Origin of the sequence: Nocardia cerradoensis NBRC 101014, from assembly GCF_000308535.1 — a bacterium.
Taxonomy (GTDB): Bacteria; Actinomycetota; Actinomycetes; order Mycobacteriales; family Mycobacteriaceae; genus Nocardia; species Nocardia cerradoensis.
The window spans coordinates 1-20,726 of sequence record NZ_BAFW01000365.1; the positions used below are offsets into that span (position 1 = coordinate 1).

Below are 20,726 nucleotides of genomic sequence, written 5' to 3' on the forward strand. Positions count from 1 at the left end.
CACACCCACTGACTCGCAGCAGGTTCACCACCCAGAGAGATACCGACCATGACCGAACCTGACCCCGGAGTATCGATGGAGCAATGGCAGGCGAAGCTGCTGGCCCGCATCGACCAACTGGCACGCACCTATGCGCTGGTGCAGGCGCGTGGTTTCGACGGCTACGACGGCAGCGACACCACGCCGGAGCAGGAGTGGCGTTCGCATCTGGATGCGTTGGAAGCCGAACGCGAAACCATCGAACAACTGGCGATCGAGCTCGGCATCCCAGCGCAATGGGTCGAACGCGCCCGCACCAACGGTGTTGAAGCAGCCGAGCACTCCTCACCGACACCGGAAACCGCGCCCGCGGACACGAATCCGAGCCCAGAGGCCGGGATGCCCGAGGCTGCCTCGGCGTCGAAGCAGTTGTTCATCGATATGGCTGTTGTCGATGTGTGGCATGTGCATCGGATGGCGCTGCTGTCAGCGGCGCGCGATGCCCGCCTCAGCGCCGGCCGTCTGGGTTTGGGCGCCGATCCGGTCGCCGATATGCAGTTTCACCGCAACATGAATCTGCACCATCAGCGCGCGGCCGGGCTGTCCGATGCCGCGCAGCTGTCGGCGCCCGAGGTCGAAGCCTTGTGGAACAGTCCGCAAGTCCATACCGCGCGCCGGCAGGCCGCCGAGCAGATCAACCGGTGGGATGACCTGCACCTGGAATTCGAATGGCGCCGCTACACCCAGCCCGCCACCGACCCGGTGCTGCCGCCCTACATCCCCGTCGACCCGGACACCGGAACCCCGACCACCCACGCACAGGCACGCCCACCCGACCCCAGCGAGTTGATCGCGCGCGCCGCCGCCGCGCTCGGCATCGACCCCGACCGTACCGACCGACTCCCGATCCACCACGCCACCGCTATCGACATCGCCTTACCCGAAACCACCGCCCGCGACTGGGACCCCGGCCCCGCCACACCACCACCGCCGACCCCCACGCGACCCGACCTCGGGCCCGAACCCTGACCACCGCAGCGCTTACCCCTCGGTGATGGCGCTGGCGCCGACCATCACTGCAGACCGATTCGAACCACCGCGAGGACATCCCGTCACGCCCGGCCCGGCGGCCGCGGCCTCCCGACAAGGCGGAACACGATGTCCGACAACACATTCCCCGCAACCCACTTGCCCGATGTCAGCGCCCCAGACCCGACAGCGAGCTCAACTCCCTCCGACGCCGCGCCCCCTCCTGCGGTGCCGCCGACAGCGTTTCGGTCCCGCACCGTTGCTTCCGCGCTGGCCGTCCGGTTCGGTCCCGACGATCCCGACGCTGTGCGCGCGACCGCGCTACGCGCGGTGCAGGACTCGGTGAAGCGCTACATCGACTGGCAACACCACCCAGCCCCCGGGACCTCGGCTGCCGGTCCCGGCGAGTGGCGGTTGACCGCGATCAACGGCATCGAAGACGACCTGCGTCGCGCCTACCTCGACGCAGTCCACAGCGGGGTGCCGATCAGCGAGATCAACACCGCCCACGACCTCGGGCTCGCCGGAGTGGGGTGGAACCAGCAACCCGCCCACCCGCTGCTGGGACGGCTCGAACACCTCGCCCACGAACTCACCCTCGCCGAGGCCCGCGCCGGCACCGACCGCGCCCGAATCCGCGAACTCGAAAACGAGCTCGACCACTCCCACACGCGGATCGAAACCCTGTCCGAAGACCTCGCCCACGCCCGCAACACCATCGCCCGCCAGACCGAAGAACTCGTCGACGCCGACTGGCTCACCGGACACCGCCACCACAACACCGAACCCGGCCCCCAGCCCGCCCGCGCGCTGGCTCAAACCAACGCCGAGTTGGCTTTGGCCAACGACATCGACGCCCTCGAACGCACCACCTCGCTCGACACCAGCGGCTGGATAAGCACCGCGATCGACACCGCACTGCCCGGCCAACCCGACTACTGGCCCGACACCACCGACCCCGACACCGGGCCCCCGCCCAGCACAATGGATCACGGCCCGGAGGTGACGCCGTGACCGCGCTGGACGAGCCGCTGGGATTCACCAACCCCGACTACTACCGCGACGCCGCCTCACAAACCGAACGGCAGCTGCGCGCCGACTTCGCCCGCTACTACCAGCTCCGCGAGATCGCACCCTCCGCCGCCACTGCCGAAGCGCGCGCCGAATTCAACTCCCGCGCCGACGAATTGGCGATCCGGTGGGCACGTCACGAGTCCGAACACTGGCGCGGCACCTGGGCGGGCCTGCAACGAGTCGTGGCCGGATGGCGCACCCAACCCGAGATCGCGCGCCGCAACTACGACCAAATCGCCCGCGCCCGCGCCACCGGCGAGATAGCGATCGACGACGACATCTGGCGCACCCTGCAACAAGCCCGCCTCATCACCGGCCACGGCACCGGCACCACTACCGGCTCCAGCCAAGACGCCGCCCGCCGCTACCCCTACCTGCAATCCAACATGGGCGCCACCCCAGCGCCAGGACCAGCGGGGGGAGAACAGGTTGATCGCCGCACCGCGGTCGAACGCACCCTGGGCGCACCCAGAAACCCGACTGTCGCGTTGCCGAGCCTCGCGCAGGTCGACGCGGTCATCGCCGACACCGACGCCCTGCTCGAAACCGAGGAAACAGCAGCCGACCTCGACGACGGGCGCGAGGCACGAAAGATGCTGCTGCCCCGCGCAGTTCGTGAAGCCCGAATCTCGGCCGACTACAGCCACACCGAAACCTGGGAACGCCGCCATGTCGAGGCTCTGCGAGAGATCCAAGACCTCGCCGCCGAGCACAGCAACGTCGCCGACCACCTCGACGGCACCGACGACCAAGCCCGCATCGCCCGCCTCGACCGGCTACGAGCCGGGCTCAGCGCCGCACGCCGCGACGCCCTCGCCATCGGACTCACCGACGAACAGGTACAAACCGCCTACACCACCGGCCGCGACGGAACCTACTGGGCCACACAACCCTCCGATCCGCAGCTGGGACGCATCGCCCAGCTCCTCGAACACCGCGACCTCGCCCGCGCCACCGCAGAGTCCTACCGCAACCAACTCAGTGCAGCCATCGCGAGAACCGCAGATCCAGCCTCGCCGGTCGCGCACAGTAGCTCGGTCGAGGGCATCGATGCTCTGGCGCTCTCGCAGGCCAGCGGTCCAGGTGCCGCGATCACCACTGCGATCGACACTGCTCTCCCCGACACCGACCTCGGCGAATGGACCTCAACCGCCACCGGCTCCGCATCGAAAGAAGCTGTGTCCCAGCTTGATCGGGAGATGAGCTTGTGACGGCCTTCAGCCAGAGTCATGCACCGGCACTCACAGTGTCGTCCCCGCCGTGGGCAGGTGCTGTGTGATGGCGCGGCAGACGCGCCGCCGAACCACCGGCGGGGTCGGCGAGGAAACCTGGCTGCTTCTCATCGCCCTCGGCGTCATCGCTGTGGCGTTGCTTGCATGGGGTGCATTGTCGGCCGGAAGCTGGTGCGCCGGACTACCTATCACCGCACATCCGGTAGCCGCGCTGCTGCAGGTGATGGAGGGCCAGCATCGGTGGCCATGGCAGTCCAGCGCGATCCTCGCTACTGCGCTCGCGGTCGTTGGGGCGCTCGCGGTGGTGTGCCGCCAGCGGTGGGCATCGGTGCGGCGCAGCGATATCGATCGGGCAGCGCGCACCATGGTGTCGCCGCGACACATTTCTGCCGCGCGACAGCAAGACAATGCCACCGCCGGCGAGCGTCTGCTCAAAGACGCGCCCGCGGAGGTGCGGGCACTGCCGGGACCGCCGTTGGGCCGCACCGTCGTCGGGGGAGTGGAGTTGTTCGTGCCGGCCGAGATGGGTGTGTTCATCGCGGCCGGGCAGCGCACCGGAAAAACAATGGCATGGGCGATCCCCGCAGTACTGAGTGCATGGGGACCGGTGATGGCGACCTCCAACAAACCCGACCTGTACCGTCACACCGTGTTCGGCCGTGAACAGCGCGGCCGAATCTGGCTGTGCGATCTGCAAGCGGTGACCGGACGGCCGGTGTGTGGGTTCTGGGTCGACCTGCTCGCCCGAGTCCGGACCCTCGCGAGCGCACGAAAACTGGCCTCTTTCTTCGTTTCTGGCGCGTCGGGATCAGCGTCTGAGCGCGCGAACGCCCGTGTCGACTCGTACTTCGACGGCGGCGCTCAAGAATTGCTGTCGTTGTATCTTCTGGCGGCCGCGTGTGTCGACGGTGACCTGCTCCACGTCGCCGAATGGCTGTCCAGCGACCAGGATCAGACCCCGATCCTGATCTTGCGCCACCACAATCATGTCCGCGCAGCGCAACGCATCCTCGACGCGCAAGGTTTGTACGCGCGCCAGAGGGACGGTTTGTACGACATGGCTCGTCGGTTTTTGAACGTGCTCTCCGATGAGCGTTACGCCACCATGATCACCCCACCCGCCCGCAAACGCGTCACCGTCTACGAGACCAGCGAATCGATCGTCATCGACACCGCCCTCGCGCCGGCAACGCACAACCTGCCCGAATTCAAACCCGCCGAGTTCATTACCAGCAACGACACCCTGTACGCGCTGTCGATGACCGGACCCGACTCGGCCGCGGCCCTCACCGCAGCTCTTGTCGGTCAAATCCTGGAATCAGCGCTGGCGTGCGCGCGTGCACGCCTCGACGGCCGCCTCGCGGTGCCGCTGCTGGCGGTGCTCGACGAAGCAGCCAACTGCGCATTGATCGACGCGCTGCCCAGCTACTACACCTACGCCGCCGGATGCGGCGTCATCCTGCTGACCATCGTGCAAGTCCTCGAACAAGCCGAAGACCTCTGGGGCACAAACGGATTGACCGTCATCCGCGCGCAATCGATCGAAATCTACGGCGGCAACATCGCCACGCCCGCCTACCTGGAGCAGTGGGCGCGGCTGGTCGACGACCACGACGTCGCCGACCAATCCCGCTCCACCGGGCCGGGAGGCACCAACCGCAGCACCAGCTGGCGCGCCGAACCCATCCTCAACGTCGCCAAACTCGCCCGCCTCCCGAAAGACCGCGCCCTGGTCCGCCTCCCCGGCCACGAACCCGTCTTGATCGAAAAGCAGTTCTGGTGGGACAACCCCACCCTCGAACCACTGGTCACCCGCTCCCTAGCCCGCTACACCAACCCACCCATCCCAGCCACCCCACCGCCGCGGCCGGACAACCCAGGTGGCGCAGCAGGGGTCGAGCTATGACTCCACCCGCAACACCTGGCACTGCACGACAGCGAAAGCCCATGGCTCCGGCATATCCAGACTTCGTCACCTTCGCAGAGCAATGGCTGTTCCCCTTCATCACTGTCCGCCTCGCCGAAGCCAACCGCGAACACACCTGGACCTGGTGCAGCCAATGGTGGCGCCACCGTGCAGTCGCGGTGCGGATCGCCCACCTGCACCGAGCCTTCGAAGCCATGCGCGCCGACAAGAACGCCGCAGGCCTGTCGACCTTCATACTCCACCACCTGGACTCCCACTTCGGCGTCATCCTCGACGCCGCCAACGGACCCCTGCACCGCTGCACACGCACCAAACACGTCGCCCTGCCGTCACTTTCATGCGAACCCGTGCCGCCCGGATGGTTCAAACCCCCGGTCAAGCCCGATACCGAGTCCAGCAACACCAAGCCTTACCGGTTCGGCCACTATGCCGATTTCGTCGAGCAATGGCTGCTGCCGGTCACCGCGGTCCGCATCGCCGCCAACCACCGCGAAGACCAATACACATGGTGTCGACGGTGGTGGGACCACCGCAGCGTCGCCGTGCGCCTCGCCGGCCTGCACGTCGTATTCGAAGCCGCTCGCATCGCTGAGGATCGCTCTGCCATGTCGACACTGTTCGTCTCCCATATCGACCCGCACCTCCGGTATATCCTCGACGCCGTCAACGGGCCCCTGCACCGCTGCTGCCCCGACCGCCACACCCCCGAGACCGGGCTACCCACTGCAGATGTGCCCGCCAATTGGTTCGCCACGCTCGGAAACACCGCCCCAACGGAAGATCTGGGATTCGGACCAGACTTCCGGGGCAACGCGGAACACTGATGAGTGCCATGCACAGACCCGCGCGTCGATCACGATCCCGGTTGCGGGTGGGCGCCCCGGGGGGCCACCGAAGCAGCAGCGGGGAGTGGACGTCATTGTGACGATGTGGTGGGTCGGTCTGAGGCAACAGCGCGACTGCGCACGGATACTGCTTGGCTGGTGACACACGTGTGCCTGACGCGGTACCGATGGCAGTGCGGCGTAGTGTCTCCGCGACCCCGAAACCTTTAGGAGTTGTCTCGATGGCCGCCCGCCACCTGATCGACGTCCACATACTTCTCACCGACAACGACCGGCTTCTGCTGACCCGTCGCGGCGGCACCGATGAGTTCGCCGGTCGATGGCACCTGCCTTCGGGAAAGCTCGACAAAGCAGAGGCCCTCACCGCGGCCGCGGCACGTGAGGCGTACGAGGAGATCGGGGTAGTGATCAACCCGGCCGATCTGCGTGTCGTTCACGTCGCGCATGTGGCTGGCTCCGGCCCGGAGCCACGTCTCGGCGTGTTTCTGCATGCGACGCGGTGGCAGGGCGAGCCGGTGAACCGGGAACCTGACAAGTGCCTGGGAGTAGCGTGGTTCGGGTTCGATGAGCTGCCCGAGGACATCATCGAGTACCCGGCTATCGGTATCCGGGCCTTCCTCGACGGCGACACCGCGTTGTTCAGCGAGTACGGCTGGCCGGTTCCCGCTGTCGTGTAGTTCAGCCGTGGGTGCGTGCATATTGCGTGCGACCGAGGTAGATCAGTTTGTCTCGGATGTAGCTGATCGGTGCCTCTGACAGCTGGATGCCGGTGGAGAAGTTGAATTCGTCTCGGCCGTACATGGTTTCGTCGACTCCGCCGGCGGTGAGGTCGACGGGCGTGTAGTCGAGCAGTCGCTGCGGCGTGTAGCGGCCGGTGGCCATGAGGCGGGACCATTCCGGGGTGCCTGGATAGGGCCGGAACTCAAACACGCTCGCTCGAAACGTCCCCGGGAGATGGTCTGTGGCGTCCCACAGTCGGTGGACCAGGGTTTCGGTGTCGTCGATCTCCTGCTTCGTTTCACCGGGGAATCCGAGGATGAAGTAGCCCTTGACGTTGATGCCCCGGATCAGAAGCCGGTGCGCGACGCGGACGGCCATTTCGGGGGTGATGCGTTTGTCGATGTAGCGCAGGACGCGGTCGCTGCCGGATTCGATGCCGAGCGCGACCTCGCGTAACCCGTTGGCCGCCAGCGTATCCAGCATGGCGTCGGATGTGTGGTCGAGGACGTTGATGCGGCCGGTGGCATCCCAGCGTGCCCAGTCGCCGATGCGTTCACTGCGGAAGCCGTTCATCATCGTTTCGATGACCTTCTTCCAGCCGAGGAACAGGTCGTCGACGAACCGGAATGCGGTCACATCGTGCCGCTCGCGCAGCTGCGTCATTTCTTCGATGATGTTGTGGGGCTTGCGCACTCGGATGGTGATGTCGGGGTTAGCGCTGACAGCGGCGCCGCAGAACGTGCAGTTGTAGGGACATCCTCGGGCGCCGACCATGTTTGCTTCCCACCGGCCGTCCTCCCAATGTGGGTCCTGGCGCAGGTACGCGCGATCGACGAACGGCATCGTGTCGATGTTCGGTGCCAGATGGTGCTGCATGCCGGGGACGCCGCCGGTGACCGGAGTTTTCATGATCGCGTCCAGCCACATGACCCCGGGGAGTCGAGTGCGGTAATGGTGATCTTTCAATAGCTCGGCGACTCGAGTTTCGGCTTCTCCGAGTATCAGTGCGGCGCAGCGGCTCATTCGAGGGTCGGTGAGTATGTCGGTCGGCATTGCCTTGGCCTGGTGGCCACCGAGGATGACCGAGATGGCGGGATCGAGTCCCGCAGCGATGGTCGCGGAGATGTCGTAGGTCGGGGCGAGCAAGTTCATTCCCGCCCAACGCGGGCTAGCCTGGTTCACTACGTCGATTGTTTCGCTGATGCCCAGGCCGTGGGCTTCGGCATCGAGGACGGCGACGTTGAACCCTTGCTGGGCGGCGTAGGTGGCGATGTAGGCCATCCCGAGCACTGGGAGCGTGAAGTTGTTGACCCGAGGTCGGAAGGAATAGTCGCGTAGCGGCGCGTTGACCAGGAGTAGGTCGAGGTTGCGTTTCGGGTCGGCTCCGGCGAGCAGGTCAGGATGTGGCTGAGCGGTCGAGCTTTCCATGGTTGATCCCCCACGTGAGTGTCAGAATTGTCCAGGCGGACAGCTGGTTTCCCGCCATCTCTTCCCAGGCGGCCTTGAACGCCGGCGCTCCCTGTGGCCAGTCCCGTTCGGGGTTGAGCCGCCGCGCTGCCGGTTGCACAGCGATGTCGGAGTAGTCGTAGAAGCTGAAGTCGTTGGTGTAGTCGGCGACAGCGGTGCATGCCGTCCAACGCCCGACCCGCGGGATGGTTTGCAGCGCCTGCACCAGGTCGATGGCGGACAACGTTTCCCAGACCTCGCCGTGGGTGAGGAAGCCGCGTGCCGCGTCGCGTAGCGCTGACTTGGGGAATGCAGCGCCCACGGATCCGAACTGTTCGTCGGTGAGGGCGAGGATAGGATGCGGCTCGGGAAACAGCCATGCCGTCAAACCGTCGCGGGTGACCGGTTCCCCGTAGGCGGTGCAGAATCTGAGGTACCGGGTGCGGGCGTGGCCTGCTTGGACCACTTGCCGCATAATCGCCGCCGTCACCGCGTTCCACAGCGACGGATTGGCCACGCGCACAACAATTCCGGCATCCTTCAGCGGCGCCACCAAGTCGTCGGGGCCGGACAAAACGCTCGGATCCACCGTGTCGACTCGGAGGGTGCTCCCACCGGAGTCAACAACTTGGGTGCCCTCGGCAGAATCGGCCTTGATCAACACGGCAGAATCGCCCACGGCGACGGCCCGGTACGCGGCACCGGCTTCGGTCTGCAACCAGGCGGGATGGTCGGTCATGATCATGCAGTTCTTCTTTCGCTAGCGTGATGGTCCAGCAGCGGGCTCGACGAGATGGGCGATGGCGACGGCTGTCTCGTTCTTCGCGTGCTCGGTGCAGTCGATCACATGGACCGGCCAGCCCCGTGTCCGGAGATCCTCGGCGACCTGGTCGAACAACTCCAGTTCGCGGGCGATGCTGTAGTCGGGCTGGCGTTCGAACCGGTTGTGTGCGCCGCGGGCGGCGAGACGGTCCGCGATGACCTTGGGGTCGGCGCGTAGAAAGACCGCCACGTCCGGGACCCGAATCCCGACGTTCAACTGCCAGACCCGCTCCGCGGGGACCCCGTCGAGTACTTGTAGGACCAGGCTGGACGGCAGGTACCTGTCGCACACCACGATTTTCTCGTCGGCGAGTGCGGGCACGATCTCCACGCGCTGCTGGTGATGTCGGTCCCCAGCAACCAAGCACGCCAAGGCAATTCCGGTATAGGTGTCGGTGTTCCCGCGTATGTGGTCACCGAGGATCGTCCGGCTCGGCTGGCTGGTCGCGTACGCGGGTAAGCCTGTGCTACGCAGATGTTTCACCGTCGATGTCACAGTGGTGGACTTGCCGACTCCACCCGCGCCGTCGACCGTGATCAGCCTTCCCATCACCATTTGCTCCTCGTGCTCTTGCACCGATGCTCTGTCCCAGCGAGCGACATCCTCGGACGTAGACGCCTCGACTCGATAAACATCTCTCCCAACCCCTTCCAAATCGCAGACTGCTACGGAAATTTTGGAATCGTCGGCCCCGTTTCGGTGGTGGCGAGCTGCGGTGACGGTCACGGTTCGTTGTCCTCCTCATCATCGATGCGCTGGCGGATCTCTGCCACGGAGCGGCCTTTCGGGATCCGGCTCGGCCAACACCACAGCGCGGCCACCACGATCGCCAAAATGCCGAGAACGGTCCCGCCGAAAACCCAGATATCGCTCAAGGAAGTGCCCACAATCGTTCGCAGGGCAGTCGCGGGCGCCGGGGATCCGGCGCCTCGAAGGTCACCGAGACAGCCGGGTAGTCGGTGACCCAATGCAATGCGAAGCGGATCGCGGCCGGCATGCACGCGACGAACTTCAGCTCGTGTGTATTCGGGCCGGTGATAAGTAGGCACAGTCCGATGTCCGGTTCGTGCGGTAGCGGCGATGGGGGTTGAGCTTCAGTGGGTTCGGTGAAGCTCATCTCGGCTCGCTACTGCTTCCCGACCGAGGCGTAGTCGGCCAGCCCGCCCAAGACGTCGAGCAGGGTCTCGAGGCTCACCCCGTCCGGTAGCGGAGCGTCGTTAGTGCGCCGCGGCCGGAATCTCGGCGCACGAGCAGCGGCGCGCTCGCGAGGGGTGTCGACCGGCGGAACGATCTTGCCCTCACGGACGAGGCAGCTGTACGCGCTCGCCTTGCGCGGGCATTCGACGGCGCGGCAATTCTTGTGCTGCTGCATGATCTGCTGCGCTGTGTCGGCGGTGAGTGGCTGCTGCGGATGTGAGTGTTCCGGGTCGGAGAAGCCCGGCAGGTTCGCAGCCCATGTCGCTGGGGGACAGACTGTTTCGAGGTCGAACATCTCGCAGACCCGGCTCGGCGTGTTGCCGACGGTTTCCAGGTCGTAGACCACCACCGCGTCGACATTCAGGCTGGCGGCCAGACCGAGCGCGTAGCCGACCGGATCGGTGGCGTCGGCTGGCGGCCGCACTGTGTAGAGGTGGAGGTAGCCGAGGCGTTCTGCGTGACGCTGGACCTCCATCGCGTGTCGTGTCGCGTGGGAGCCGGAGACTTCCGCGCGTACGAGGCATATCGCAGTTGGCTTCTGGTTTGGTTGGCCGAAATCCATTCCTTGTCCTCTCGTCTTGTGTGGGCGTTCGCCCGCCGCCAGGGAGCTACGGTTTGCGGCCGATCGCCGCGTAGGTGGACACGTCGGCGTCGGTTGCCTTGCCGAGGGTCGGTGTGACGATGCCGGGCTCATCGAGGACCAAGCGCTCGAAGAACGCGGCGACTTGGTCGCGGGTGCGCGGCCGGTACAGGATGCCGTCGTTCGTGTATATGCGGGCGGCTTCCTCGATCTGCTTGGGTGCATGGTCCGCGGTGGCCGTGCTCAGGACGAGCGCGGATCCAGCCGCGAGCGGCGCGAGCAGGGCACGCACCCAGCGCAGCGCGTGGGACTGGCCCGGCACCAACTCGATCACCCCGACCAGCGACACCGCAGTCGGTTCGTTGAAATCGAGGCGTCGGCTCGCGAAATCGAGGATGGCTTGCGGGTTTTCGAGTTCCCCGCCGAACCAATGCACGGTGTCGTTGGCGGACATCGCGCGGCCATGGCACAGCACGAGTGGATCGTTGTCGACATAGACGACGCTGGCGTCCGGTATTTCGCGCTGCGCGACGAGGTGAACGCTCGGCCCGAGCCCGGCGCCGATATCGAGGAACTGGCGCACCCCATCGCGTGCGAGCGTCTCGACGGCGCCTCGATGGAACACGCGGGCGGCCCGGACCGCGGTGCTGGCGCCCGGAAACTGTGCGCGCACACGCTCGGCGAGGATGCGGTCGACCTCATAGTTGTCTTTGCCCCAGTCGAGAGCATCCCAGACTCGCGCGGATTGTGGTTTGTCCATGGATTCGACGAGCCGGTCGATGAGCCGCTCGTCCCCGGTGTCGGTGCCGGTCATGCCGGCCGCCGCGCGGGGGCGATACGGTCGCGTTCCGCCCACCAGCGAAGGCCGTCGGCGACCGCGGCGACGTAGTCGGCGGATGGGCGGAGCAACTTCTGCGCGTCCGGGTGCTGCTCCCGGATGCGCTGGGGGAGTTGGTTCACCGGCCCACCCGGGCGAGCTGGGCCAACCGGGCGAGCTTGGTCGGCGGCGCGACGACAACGACGTCGACCCGGGAGGAGATGGCATCGGGCACCTGGTCGCCGTCGAAGTGCTGGACAGTGGGGATGATGACGGCCTCGACACCGTCCATCCGGTCGAGGACCACGCCGAGCCGGTGCTCGGGATCGTCGGTGTGCGAGCCGAAGACGATCGTCTTCTTGAGGTTGTAGCCGTGGCACTTGGCGTGCGCGCGCAGGCGTTCCTCGTCGGCTTTCTGGTGGGTTCCGGAGACGTCGCTCCGCACATATCCGATGGCATCGATGCTCATGTCAGTTCGCTCTCGATTGCTGGTCAGTGAGTTAGTGGGCGCTCGCTGCCGGGGATGACGAATTCACCCGGCGGCGAGGTTGACCAGACCGTATGAGCGCGAGACTGATTCACCGGGTACATTCCGTACCCCATACATCGGCGATACCCTTGGTGCTGACGAGCACAATCAGCGGGAGGCACTATCGTGCATGCCGAGAACAGCCTGGCGATTGGCCAGCGGATCAAGATTCACCGCGAACGCGCGGGAATGTCGCGCCCCGTCTTGGCGGGGCTGCTCGGACGATCTGGCGGGTGGTTGAAGGCTGTCGAAACCGGCCGCCTGCAGACCCCGCGACTACCGATGTTGCTCCGGATCGCGCAGGCCTTGGACATCGAGGACCTCGCCGAATTGACCGGAGATGATCACGCTGTGCCTGTCGTGGTGTTCGCAGGTGAGCGCCACGCTGCGTTGACGCAGGTGCAATCGGCGCTGACCGACTTCCGGATCACGCCGCGTGACCGGCAGCCGAGCACGCAGCATCTCGCCGAACGACTCCGGCAAGCCTGGCACATCCGGCACTCCAGCCCGGATCACCGCACACAGCTCGGGGCGCTCCTGCCGGGCCTGATTCGCGATGCGCAGGGCGCCGCACGCACCGCTTCCGGGCCGGAGCGTCGCGCCGCCCGGAAGCTACTCGCAGGCGTCTACCAGCTGGCCGATTTCTACGTGGCATATCAGCCCGCTCCAGAGTTGGTGTGGATGGTCGCCGACCGGGCGCTTGAACAGGGATACGAAGCGGACGACCCGTACGTGATCGCGTGCAGCGCGTGGGGGATGGTCCAGGCGCTGCGCGACTCCGGACGGTGGGAGGAAGCGATCGATCTTTCCCGGGACTCGATAGACCGCCTTGCCCCGTATCTCGAGCGCGACGCGACCGCCGACGATTGGCGTGGAATCGTGGGCGCGCTGGAGGCCGAAATCGCCTACGTCTACGCCCGTCGCGGCCGGTACGGCAACGCATGGGCAGCATGGGAGCGCGCCGATGAATTCGCCCGGCGGCTCGGTCCCGCGTATCGGCACGTACAGACGTCATTCTCGATGCCAGTGATGTCGGCGCACGCGGTGACGCTTGGTGTCGAGCTCCGACGCTCCGGTGAGGCACTCCGCTCCGCCTCCGGGTTCGACCCGGACGACATCGTGTCGGTGCCGCGTCGCAGCCGTCATTTTATCGAGGTCGCCCGTGCCCACACTCAGCAGGGCGAGTCGACTGCGGCGCTTGCGCTACTCGCGAAATCGGAGCGCACGGCCCCGGAGACGATCAAATACAACGGGTATGCCCGCGACATGGTCCTCGGCCTGTTGAAGTCGCCGCCCGCCGGGATGCGCGACGAGGTCCGCGAACTCGGGCAGCGTGTCGGTCTAGCCGCGTAAGCTGTTGGGGCACAGTGCCACTGTGCTCGTCAAGGGAGCCGCCTCGCTCTGACCGGGGCGGCTCCCGACGCGTCTACGACGCATTCACCGCGCGGCCCTGAGCGCTCGCTGCGGCACCCACTGCCGCACCGGCACCCGTCCCTGCTCATTCCCGGTCATCAGCACGAAATCGACCAGGCCGCGCCAACACGTAGCTCATCTACCAGCGGGGAAGCAATTCGGGACGAAGATCCATGATGATGGCTATGCGCCGGCACGCCAAGCCGCCTCAACCGGTGACAACCCCGCGATTGGGAATCAGTCGTCTAGGCTGGCTCTCTTCGCGTGTGCGGAGTCCCGGGAGTCGTGAACATGAGTGATCACGTCCAGTTGCAGCCCCCTGACTACCATCGATGCCTCGACACCGTGTTCCAGTCCCCGGTCGCGTGCCGGGCGCTGCTGCAGCGGCTGGCGGAGATGACCGAGGGTGATATTCGTGCCCGGTGGTCACCGTGGATGGGGCAGCAGCCTCCGCCGTACGGGCCGCGGGTGTGGGACCACGTCCCGGCGGCAGTGCAGTTGGCGATGCTGCAGGCCGACTACGACTCGGTCCGTGAATCCGCCAATCACCAGTACCGCGAACTCGCCGCCGCGCTGGAGATACCGCCGATGCAGTACAGCTACGTCGAACTGAGCCACTGTCTGCGCACCCTCCTCGACCAGCAACGCCAGCGGATCAGCGAACTCGAGGCCGGCACCGCAGCCGGACCGGATCCGCGGGACCGCCCCTGATCCTGACCTCGGTCCCGGCGAGGAAGTCGGCTAGATGCCGCGGTAGAGATCGTCGCCGCCGAGAGTGTCGGCGAAGTCGGTGAAATCGAGGTTGGCCAGATACAGGTTCACTTCGACCTCGGCCGTCGCGGCGGCGGCGAGTCGGAACACGGGAGGAGGATCCTCGCCGCCGCGGGTGTCGACCGCCAGGATCGGATGCTCGGGCGCGGTGAGCGCGAGGGTGTCGGCGAGGAAGGCATAGGTCCGGTCGCCGGCCAGCTGTACGAGTTCGGCCGGCGCCAGCGCGTCGAAGGCCTTGTCGTCGACGAGCGTCAGCCCTGTGACGGTGTCCTCGCCGTAGGAGGCGAGGACCGCCGCATGGGTTGTCGTCCAGGCGGAGTCGTCGGTGAAGTTGGTGCGCACCAGCAGGGAGTCGCCCGTCGACGGCGGCGCGGGAAGCGAAGGCCATGACATGCCACAAGATTGTGCCCGCCCGGAGCGGGCGGCAAGCCACGGTGGTAGTCCAGTCCCGTATCACCCGCGCCTCGTCCTGCGATAGATCCCGCGAGGGCAGAAACCTCGCAGTGGGCAAGGGAGGCAGGGGATTCCGATGGAGTTGGTTGTAGGCGAGCAGCCCGAGTTCGAGTGGCGCCCGGAGCTGGAGGTGACCGTGACCGAGAACCTGCTCATGACTGTGGCACTGGCCCGAGCCGCGGTCAGCGCCATCGCGATAGCCGGCCAGACGATCACCTACGGCAAACTAGCGACAGCTCTCGACGATCGGTTCAACTACCGGCGGCCGGGCGTAATACTCGACCTGCTGTCACTCGACTGCATCCGCCGCGACGAGCCGTCTCTCGCTGCGCTCGTCGTCCAAGCCTCGACCGGGCGGCCAGGCGATGGCTACGTGCACGGCGACGTGCCGATCAAGAAGTACCAGAGACAGTCCAAGAGTTCTGGCAGCAGCCATACCGGTGAATCCTGGACGGGCTCCGGGGCCGGACAGTCGCCCGAGATCCGGCGCTATGGAGTTCCTGCACCCGCCGGGGACTCTGAGCGTCGCCCCCACACCCCGTTATGTGGTGTTGGAGTCGGTCTCGACGAATTCGAGGTCGGATTCGCGTTCCCATGTCCAGCGGTTTCCCGGCCACCAGAGCACCACCCAGTCCGTGCCGCCGGTGGGCGGGGTTTTCGAGCACACCTGAACGACTTCGCCGGAGGCGTGGTCGAAGTCGGTGCGGACCACCGCGGCGTGCCCGGGAGGGGCGACATAACCGATCCGGTCGCCACCGGACAGGCCGGCACGCGACTTCAACCGGATCCGGGTTCGCGGCGCGACGGGCATCGGTCGAGCTTGTCGCCCGCGCCCGCGGCGAGGCCTGGGTGGGATAGTCGCGGTATGGGCGACGTGTTCGCGGTCGGTGATCGCATCGAGTGGTGGAGCGACATCGACGGCGGCCCGGCCGAGCCCGGCGACCCGGCCGCGAAGAAACACACCGGAACGGTCGCCAGCGTTCACCGCAACCCCAACGACGATACCCAGGTCGTCGCGTACCTCGTGACGTCCCGCAGCGGCGTCGCCGGCACGTACACCACGACCGTGCGCCCGGACCTCCACCGGCCCACCGCAGCGACGCCCTAGACGCGCCGCGCTTGCCCGCTGTTGTCAGACCGTCCGGTCGGTTCTCGTATTGTTGACGTGTGCTGGAAGTGGGTGCCCTGGTCAAGAAGTCGGCAGACAGTGACCGCGTCTTCGAGATCGTCGAGATCGAAGACGACGCGAGGGCGCTCATCGCGCCGACCGGGGACACCGCACACGCACCAGGTTCGTATCCGTACTGGTGGCCGCTGCGGTTGCTCACCCCCGCCGAGGGCACCGCACCGGGCCAGTGAGCCTCTGGCATCGCTGCGCGCGCAGCCGGTTTCGGCGCGTGATCTGCGGTCGCCCGTAGGTGCGGGCGAGCAGGTTGCGCATCCGTGCTTGAGTCCAGCGTTCGGCGACCTCGGGGTGTGGTTGCGGGTTGGTCATGTCGGGTACGACGCCGCGCGGGCGGAGCTGGTTGCCTGGGGCGGCAAACGCACCCCGTGCCGGGGAACGGTGCTGGTCAACGGCGTGTGATGGCGCGGCGCCGCTCCGGCGCTGGATGATTGCCGGAAGTACGCTACGGGTGTGGGACGCGTGCCGGCGCCGATGCTGGCGACCGCGGGGCGGCCGCCCGAGAACTCGGATCTGTGGGGGTTCGAGATGAAGTGGGACGGTATGCGTGCTATCGGCCTCGTCGACGGCGAGCAGGTCAGTCTCTTTTCCCGCAATGGCAGGGAGGCGACGGCGTCGTTTCCGGAGGTTGCTGCCGCGCTGGCCGACACTTCGGCCGGTCGCCGGTTCATCATCGACGGTGAAGTTGTGGCCCCGGATTTGGCGTCCGGGGTGCCGTCGTTCGGTCGGTTGCAGCACCGTATGCATATCGGGCGGCCGCCGGCGGGGTTGATTGCTTCGGTGCCGGTGCAGCTGTTCGTGTTCGACGTGTTGTCGATCGGCGACACCGACCTGACCGGCCGCCCGTATACGGTGCGGCGGGAGCTGCTGGCGGCGCTGGAGCTGACCAGCACGCTGGTGCGGGTGCCGCCGTACTGGACCGACGTCGCGCCGCAGCAGATGCTCGACACCGCGGCTGAGCACGGCCTGGAAGGGATCGTGTCCAAACGGCTGGCCTCGGTATACCGGCCTGGTCAGCGGTCACGGTCGTGGATCAAGACCGCGTTGCGGCGCTCGGCGGATGTGGTTGTGGCGGGCTGGATACCGGGCAGCCGCCCTCGCAGCGGGTTGTTCGGTTCGCTGATCCTGGGCGCCCACACCACGGCCGGGGACCTCGTCTACGTCGGCAACGTCGGCACCGGGTTCTCGGTCGCGGAGCGGCGGGTGCTGCAGGCCCGGCTGGACGAGATTGCTCGGCAGGCAAGCCCGTTCGCGGTGGCGCCGCGGTTCGGGCCGGTGCCGGCGTACTGGGTCGAACCGGGCCTGGTGGCGACGGTGTTCTACCGGGAGTTCACCACCACGCTGCGGCATCCGAGCTGGGCCGGATTGCGCGCAGACCGCGATTCCCGCGATGTCGGGCTGCCCGACTGACCGATCTCTGCTCGGGTGGTGTCGGCTGGGGAGGTTTCATCGTTGCTAGTCGCTCAGGCGACTTGCACCCAGGTGGCAGTAGCAAGGTCTCCCGTTCTACTGCAAAACCATAGAGTCGCGATCTGTTGCTCTCGCTGAAACTGGAGGACGAGGAGATCGCCGGCCTGGCCCGCGATATTTCCGTTGGGATCGGACACTTCTACCGTGCGTGGAATGAGGCGGACCTGCGCCGACCCTGCTGAGTCGAATACTCCACCGATGCCCGAATCGGAGACGCCCATCACTCCAAAACCGTCGCTGCTGATTCCCATTACGCCGGCATCGCCGAATCCAACCACGCCAGAGCCCAATTCGCTCGACCCTGTTACACCGGCGGCGGCCTGGGTCCCCTGGCCGAAGACGCCACCGGAATCTCCTTTGCCTCGCACGCCGATGCCCGCAGCGACACCAACAACCCCGGCAGGACCATCAGCCTCGAACTTGGTGTCGCGCGGCAGTCCGGCGGTATATCCCACCACGCCATTCACGCCGCGGCCGAACACCCCCGGAGACCCGGATCCTCCCTCCCCGAGCACACCCGCGGCGGCGCTACCCTCCTCTTTCTTGTCCCTGACGGCCGTATGTACGTATCCGACGAGGCCGTTGAGGCCTCGGCCGACGACTCCGTTACCCGCCGGGATGGTCCCCATGGCCCCACCGGTGGCTAGTGGCTCTGTCCCGATTGCCTGCACTGCATCGACTCCAGTCCCGTCCTTGGTCAGAATCGAGTTGTCCGTGGTCGCGACCTGAAGCACGTAGTCGGCCTGGTAGCCGTCTGGGTCTCCGGCTTCGGCAACGAGGAGGGTTCTTTCCTGGCTGGAGTTTGTGCGGCCGACAACCATGTCCTCGCCAGCGTCATCTGCACCACCTGACATGACAATTCCTCCGCTCATCGCATAGTGATGGGATGCTTGCTCCGATCGAGAATCGGGCCGAAAGAACTGCTCGCGCCGCTCCGATCCAGATTTCTGCGATCGGGCGGGCACATCAATCTGTGCGGTATCAAGTATCGACAGTCCAACCGGGCAGGAACGGCTGAACGAAAAGAATGACCTCCTGTCCTGGTGATCTGCGGACCGGTGTGGTCGAAGTGCTGGCGTCGGCCGTCGAGGGATTTCGCCCTCGTGGAGCGGGGTGCCCTGCAGGACAGGATCAGTGGGCGGCGGCGTCGATGCGGTCGGTGGCTGCGCCGGTGAAGTCGGTGGGGTCGTAGGTCTCGGCGAACGGTGTTCCGCCGTCGGGCAGGACGGCGTCGAGGCCCCACAGCGGGATCGGTGCGGTGCGGCCGGTGAGCCAGTCGAGTAGGTATTGGGTGACGGTGCCGGGGTAGAAGCCCCAGTCGAGTTTGTCGAGGTCGGTGAACACCAGCGTCCACCGTGCTGGGTCGGGGTCGTGGGCGTCCCACAGGCAGTAGTCGCCGCCGAAGGACCCACCCCACTGGATCAATGTCGCTGGATCGATCGACACCCCGGCCGGGATCTCGGCGGGGGGTTCGCCGAATTCGGTGTCGGCGAGGGGTTCTCGCGCGGCGAGGGTGACCTCGGCGAGGTCCAGCCACGGTTCGGTGGAGGGTCGGTACAGGCGCAGCGCGTTGCAGAACCGCACATCCCCGTACACGCCGAGCAAGGCCTTGAAATCGTCCGGGAGTGCGGTCACGCCCAGGCGCTGCTCCACCGCGGTCCAGTCGAAGGAGCGTCCGGCGCCCGCGGGGGGCGGGAGCAGCCTGGTCAGCTCGTCGAGTGCGGTCATCGTGCCCGTTGTTCCCTTCGCCGGTGTCAGAAGTTCTGTATGTAGGTCGGTGGCAGGTTCCAGCCCTGGTCGCCCCACGCCTGAAGAAGGTAGTAGTCGGGGATGACTTTGTCGTCGGTGTAGATCGGCACCTTGATGTAGGTGACGTTCTGCGCCGGCACCCCGGCCACCTGACCTTGCACGACCTGCCCGAGGTACCGCTCGTAGACGCGCATCGCGCCGGTGTTGGTGGTCCCGAGCTCCGGGGCGAGGAACTGCGGGACGTTGCCGGGCCCGCCGTACTGGTTGGGCCACAAATGCCCGCGCTGGTAAGCGCCGGTCGCGCCGGGCACGTTGATGGTCGGCACCCCAGTGCGCGGGCTCGCGGTGCCGGCGGCATCCAGGTAGCCGTAGGAGCCGGTTGGGCGGCCGAGGGAGTCGAGGGGGCCCGCGATCGCGCGGGTGTTCCCGGGCCCGGCGTAGAGCGCGGGCCCGGAGTTGCTGGTCGCGCCGCTGCCGGTCAGGTCCGGGAGGCGGTAGATCTGGCCGTTGCCCGAATTCGACGGGGCCGGTATCGCTTTGGCCACATCCAGCAACCTGGGTGCGGAGGCGAAGAATTCCTGCTGCGTGCTGGTCATGCCGGGCTGGCCGGCTGGGGTGTTGAGTCCTGGTGCCTGCATCGGTTCGTTCGGGGCCGGGGTGAAACGCGGATTCGTCGCCACGCTACCGGGCAACGGCGACGGCGCCTTCAAACTCGCCCCGGCCGCGGTGGCCGGGTTGTATGCGGTGCCCGGCCGGATCGTGGGCGGCGACAGGATCTGCGACGGCCGCACCGGAACCGGCAACGGCTGCCCCACCACCGGCGACGCGGGCGCGGCCGGTGACGCCTTCAACCCCGGTGCACCGCCACCCGGCGGCAGCGCCGGCGGGGCCGGAACCTTCGGCGCCGGAGCCGGAGCCGGGCCTGGTGCGGGCGCGGGTGAGCCCGGCGGCGGCGTGGGCGCCGGGTTCGGGGTGTTCGGCGGCGGTGCGCCGACCTGGGGGACGTCGTGGCCTTGTGAACGGCATTGCTGGGCTTGCGTTTCCAGCTGTGCGGCTTCGGCGTTGCCGCGGTCGGCTTCGGCGTTGTAGGCCGCGACCGCGGCCTGATCGTTTGGGTTGGGCGGGTTGGCGTTGTGGACCGCTGCCGCCTGATTGTGTGCCTCGATCTGGGCGATCAGGGCATCGCAGTCGATCGGATCCGCGACCGCCGACGGTGCCAGCAGACCGGTCACCGCGGCCAGCCACACCAGCACAATGACGAACGCGCGCGCGAAACGCACAGGCAATGAAGACATTTGGTTCCCCCCAAATTCCCCCGAACTTCGTGCCGCCAGCCAAACAGACCCAGCGCGCTCCGGTCAAGAGCAGCACCGAATCGTTACCCGGCGCGGGGTTCCGCGGGCCCGGAACCGATCCCGTGTCAGTGACCGCGTCAGGTCGCCATCAGTGCCCTGTCAGCCAGGCCGGACACAGTAGGTCCATCGAACAC

25 protein-coding genes are annotated in these 20,726 nt (G+C 66.8%); 12 read left to right on the plus strand and 13 right to left on the minus strand.

What is annotated here, in order from left to right; genetic code table 11:
• The first annotated feature begins 48 nt into the window (after window positions 1–48).
• The 6 genes from ON23_RS31050 (at window position 49) to ON23_RS31075 (ending at window position 6,763) form a co-directional block, all read left to right on the plus strand.
• A complete protein-coding gene (locus ON23_RS31050) occupies window positions 49–1,008 on the plus strand; it encodes a hypothetical protein (RefSeq protein WP_143860554.1) in 960 nt (319 codons plus the stop codon).
• Between the two features lie 228 nt (window positions 1,009–1,236).
• Window positions 1,237–2,022, plus strand: a complete 786-nt coding sequence (locus tag ON23_RS31055) for a hypothetical protein (protein ID WP_039782752.1) — start codon at window positions 1,237–1,239, stop codon at window positions 2,020–2,022.
• Window positions 2,019–3,293, plus strand: coding sequence for a hypothetical protein (locus ON23_RS31060; RefSeq protein WP_039782753.1), 1,275 nt, complete (start codon window positions 2,019–2,021; stop codon window positions 3,291–3,293). The genes ON23_RS31055 and ON23_RS31060 overlap by 4 nt, the downstream gene beginning before the upstream one ends.
• Before the next feature lie 67 nt (window positions 3,294–3,360).
• On the plus strand, window positions 3,361–5,220 hold the full coding sequence (locus tag ON23_RS31065) for a type IV secretory system conjugative DNA transfer family protein (RefSeq protein WP_051043598.1): 1,860 nt from the start codon (window positions 3,361–3,363) through the stop codon (window positions 5,218–5,220).
• Window positions 5,221–5,261: 41 nt separating this feature from the next.
• On the plus strand, window positions 5,262–6,065 hold the full coding sequence (locus tag ON23_RS36305; RefSeq protein ID WP_051043599.1) for a DUF4913 domain-containing protein: 804 nt from the start codon (window positions 5,262–5,264) through the stop codon (window positions 6,063–6,065).
• A 242-nt stretch (window positions 6,066–6,307) separates the two neighbouring features.
• Window positions 6,308–6,763 carry an NUDIX domain-containing protein gene (locus ON23_RS31075; protein ID WP_039782754.1) on the plus strand — a complete coding sequence of 152 codons (456 nt, stop codon included), beginning with the start codon at window positions 6,308–6,310 and terminating at the stop codon, window positions 6,761–6,763.
• 1 nt (window position 6,764) lies between these two features.
• Here the strand turns inward: ON23_RS31075 and ON23_RS31080 are convergent, their stop codons facing one another.
• The 8 genes from ON23_RS31080 to ON23_RS31110 all read right to left on the minus strand — a co-directional run bounded on the left by ON23_RS31080 (window position 6,765) and on the right by ON23_RS31110 (window position 12,138).
• The gene (locus ON23_RS31080; protein ID WP_039782755.1) at window positions 6,765–8,234 is read right to left on the minus strand and encodes a B12-binding domain-containing radical SAM protein; all 1,470 of its coding nucleotides are present in this window, start codon (window positions 8,232–8,234) and stop codon (window positions 6,765–6,767) included.
• Window positions 8,203–8,997: a DNA glycosylase family protein gene (locus ON23_RS31085; protein WP_051043600.1), complete on the minus strand. Its 795-nt coding sequence runs from the start codon at window positions 8,995–8,997 to the stop codon at window positions 8,203–8,205. The genes ON23_RS31080 and ON23_RS31085 overlap by 32 nt, the downstream gene beginning before the upstream one ends.
• Window positions 8,998–9,012: 15 nt before the next feature.
• Complete coding sequence (tmk, locus tag ON23_RS31090) at window positions 9,013–9,801, minus strand: dTMP kinase (protein ID WP_143860550.1); 789 nt, start codon at window positions 9,799–9,801, stop codon at window positions 9,013–9,015.
• A complete protein-coding gene (locus ON23_RS39010; RefSeq protein ID WP_157170342.1) occupies window positions 9,798–9,950 on the minus strand; it encodes a hypothetical protein in 153 nt (50 codons plus the stop codon). Before ON23_RS39010 ends, tmk begins: the two co-directional genes overlap by 4 nt.
• 251 nt (window positions 9,951–10,201) lie before the next feature.
• Window positions 10,202–10,834: a hypothetical protein gene (locus tag ON23_RS31100; RefSeq protein WP_157170343.1), complete on the minus strand. Its 633-nt coding sequence runs from the start codon at window positions 10,832–10,834 to the stop codon at window positions 10,202–10,204.
• A 46-nt stretch (window positions 10,835–10,880) separates the two neighbouring features.
• Complete coding sequence (locus tag ON23_RS31105; RefSeq protein WP_051043601.1) at window positions 10,881–11,666, minus strand: SAM-dependent methyltransferase; 786 nt, start codon at window positions 11,664–11,666, stop codon at window positions 10,881–10,883.
• On the minus strand, window positions 11,663–11,812 hold the full coding sequence (locus ON23_RS38250; RefSeq protein ID WP_157170344.1) for a hypothetical protein: 150 nt from the start codon (window positions 11,810–11,812) through the stop codon (window positions 11,663–11,665). Before ON23_RS38250 ends, ON23_RS31105 begins: the two co-directional genes overlap by 4 nt.
• Window positions 11,809–12,138, minus strand: a complete 330-nt coding sequence (locus tag ON23_RS31110) for a hypothetical protein (protein WP_039782758.1) — start codon at window positions 12,136–12,138, stop codon at window positions 11,809–11,811. Before ON23_RS31110 ends, ON23_RS38250 begins: the two co-directional genes overlap by 4 nt.
• Before the next feature lie 186 nt (window positions 12,139–12,324).
• Here ON23_RS31110 and ON23_RS31115 point away from each other — a divergent pair, with 186 nt between their 5' ends.
• Together ON23_RS31115 and ON23_RS31120 are read left to right on the plus strand one after the other, a co-directional pair.
• Window positions 12,325–13,551, plus strand: coding sequence for a helix-turn-helix domain-containing protein (locus ON23_RS31115; RefSeq protein WP_039782759.1), 1,227 nt, complete (start codon window positions 12,325–12,327; stop codon window positions 13,549–13,551).
• Window positions 13,552–13,902: 351 nt separating this feature from the next.
• On the plus strand, window positions 13,903–14,322 hold the full coding sequence (locus ON23_RS31120; protein WP_143860548.1) for a hypothetical protein: 420 nt from the start codon (window positions 13,903–13,905) through the stop codon (window positions 14,320–14,322).
• Between the two features lie 30 nt (window positions 14,323–14,352).
• Here the strand turns inward: ON23_RS31120 and ON23_RS31125 are convergent, their stop codons facing one another.
• Window positions 14,353–14,775: a DUF6924 domain-containing protein gene (locus ON23_RS31125; RefSeq protein WP_143860546.1), complete on the minus strand. Its 423-nt coding sequence runs from the start codon at window positions 14,773–14,775 to the stop codon at window positions 14,353–14,355.
• Window positions 14,776–15,376: 601 nt separating this feature from the next.
• Complete coding sequence (locus ON23_RS31130) at window positions 15,377–15,646, minus strand: hypothetical protein (RefSeq protein ID WP_039782762.1); 270 nt, start codon at window positions 15,644–15,646, stop codon at window positions 15,377–15,379.
• A 54-nt stretch (window positions 15,647–15,700) separates the two neighbouring features.
• Here ON23_RS31130 and ON23_RS31135 point away from each other — a divergent pair, with 54 nt between their 5' ends.
• The 4 genes from ON23_RS31135 (at window position 15,701) to ligD (ending at window position 17,428) form a co-directional block, all read left to right on the plus strand.
• A complete protein-coding gene (locus ON23_RS31135) occupies window positions 15,701–15,943 on the plus strand; it encodes a hypothetical protein (RefSeq protein ID WP_039782763.1) in 243 nt (80 codons plus the stop codon).
• A 59-nt stretch (window positions 15,944–16,002) separates the two neighbouring features.
• Window positions 16,003–16,194 (plus strand): hypothetical protein, encoded by a 192-nt coding sequence (locus ON23_RS31140; protein ID WP_039782764.1) that lies wholly within the window; start codon window positions 16,003–16,005, stop codon window positions 16,192–16,194.
• Window positions 16,195–16,282: 88 nt separating this feature from the next.
• Window positions 16,283–16,420: a hypothetical protein gene (locus ON23_RS38255; protein WP_157170345.1), complete on the plus strand. Its 138-nt coding sequence runs from the start codon at window positions 16,283–16,285 to the stop codon at window positions 16,418–16,420.
• Window positions 16,421–16,471: 51 nt separating this feature from the next.
• Window positions 16,472–17,428 carry a non-homologous end-joining DNA ligase gene (gene ligD / locus ON23_RS31145; RefSeq protein ID WP_223273960.1) on the plus strand — a complete coding sequence of 319 codons (957 nt, stop codon included), beginning with the start codon at window positions 16,472–16,474 and terminating at the stop codon, window positions 17,426–17,428.
• A gap of 53 nt (window positions 17,429–17,481) precedes the next feature.
• Here the strand turns inward: ligD and ON23_RS31150 are convergent, their stop codons facing one another.
• From ON23_RS31150 to ON23_RS31160, 3 genes are all read right to left on the minus strand, one after another.
• The gene (locus ON23_RS31150) at window positions 17,482–18,360 is read right to left on the minus strand and encodes a hypothetical protein (RefSeq protein ID WP_039782765.1); all 879 of its coding nucleotides are present in this window, start codon (window positions 18,358–18,360) and stop codon (window positions 17,482–17,484) included.
• 259 nt (window positions 18,361–18,619) lie between these two features.
• Complete coding sequence (locus ON23_RS31155) at window positions 18,620–19,216, minus strand: SMI1/KNR4 family protein (RefSeq protein ID WP_039782766.1); 597 nt, start codon at window positions 19,214–19,216, stop codon at window positions 18,620–18,622.
• Between the two features lie 26 nt (window positions 19,217–19,242).
• Window positions 19,243–20,532 (minus strand): DNA/RNA non-specific endonuclease, encoded by a 1,290-nt coding sequence (locus ON23_RS31160; protein WP_157170346.1) that lies wholly within the window; start codon window positions 20,530–20,532, stop codon window positions 19,243–19,245.
• Window positions 20,533–20,726 lie beyond the last annotated feature (194 nt).